The following is a 1263-nucleotide window of genomic DNA, read 5'->3' as shown; positions in this document are numbered from 1 at the left end:
GACCTGCTTCAGCGTCGCGACGATCTGACTTTCGGTGAACTTGCTCTTGCGCATCGTGGGTCTCCTTGGGGCTAGTTTGCCCGGAGACCTCTGCTTATGCCTGGATCAAGTTTACGGGGAGTCGACAGATGGATCGGCTACTTAACCGTGACGTGCTAGATCAAGCTAGAGAAAGGGTGCCGCAGCTTGCGGAGTTGATGAAACACATGGGTATTGCGAAGCGGTAAGTCGCCCCTGAAAAGTCCGTTTTAGGCTGCGATCACGAATGCAAAGAACGGGATGTCGTGATGCGTTCCGGCTGAATCGTCACGACCCAGACACAAAACGGAAACCGGGGAAACCTCAGCCTCCGTCCCTGATGGTTTGGTCACGGCGACCCTTATTCATCCAAGGAAACGTTTAATTCTTTCCGTTCCTTGTTGCGGAAGCCTTTCCCTAGTTCAGAAGTAAGCGGCAAATTGCTTGGGGCGAAGCGCCGGATCGAGAGGGTCGAATCCTTGCAACGTCGGAGGCATCGCGTGCAAAGAAGCCCTCACTGTCTTGCGCAATCGACAGCCGTCGTAGAGAGTGGCCACCGCGCGCTTGGTCAGGTAGTTGACGGAATAGCGGGAAGACGTGTCGATGGAGCCGTCGGCGCATCTCGCCAAAGTCGAAAAATCCCGTCCGGCGATCCGCCAGGCGCTGTCTCGCCAGACAAATCGAATGACGTCCGAGTTCGGGACGCTCGCGCTTCCATAGGTGAACTGGACGTGGAACCGATCAGGCGCATCCACCACGATGGCTTCCACACCAAACCCGTAACCGAACCGTCCTTGGCCAATGCTGAAGTGTGCCGACTCCGTCATCGCGTGCCTGCTCCCGCGCCCTCGCACAACGACGATCCAGGCCGTGTCCGGACCGCGACACACCTTGACCTCCGGATACCCGGCCTTTGTCCGTCCTGCCGCCTGAGGTGCCATGCTCGACTCGCAGTTGGCAGATGGCGAAGCGTTGGGCCCGCCTGCAAGAGAAGCGGCATGCACGCACCCACTTGGCGCAAATAACGCCGATAGCAGCATCGGTGCCAGTCCTAGCCTTCGTAGTCCGATCAGCCGGCGGGCAATCCTTGTAGCCTCCATCACATCTCCCTTCCCCATTCCTGATTAGCGTCGAACCTCAGTGAAGAAAATTACTCGCCAAGCGCAGCATCGGCTCCGGGCAAGGCTTGCAGAGCACCATCGCGCGCGTCAGCCGCGGCAGCAGGTCGTGCAGTCGAAACCGGCG

The 1263-nt window shown here is 58.7% G+C and carries 1 protein-coding gene; it reads right to left on the bottom strand.

What is annotated here, in order from left to right:
- Window positions 1–440 precede the first annotated feature (440 nt).
- Window positions 441–845 (bottom strand): hypothetical protein, encoded by a 405-nt coding sequence (locus ACFPPB_RS20270; protein ID WP_377330465.1) that lies wholly within the window; start codon window positions 843–845, stop codon window positions 441–443.
- Window positions 846–1263: the final 418 nt, after the last annotated feature.

It is taken from the genome of Rhodanobacter terrae (assembly GCF_042657005.1).
GTDB classification, from domain to species: domain Bacteria; phylum Pseudomonadota; class Gammaproteobacteria; order Xanthomonadales; family Rhodanobacteraceae; genus Rhodanobacter; species Rhodanobacter terrae.
Note: the sequence above shows the minus strand (reverse complement) of the source record. Positions and strands in the feature narration are given on the sequence as shown.

Coding starts and splice junctions, on each gene's coding strand:
- ACFPPB_RS20270 (WP_377330465.1), bottom strand. CDS start 845: ATGACGGAGTCGGCACACTTCAGCATTGGCCAAGGACGGTTCGGTTAC.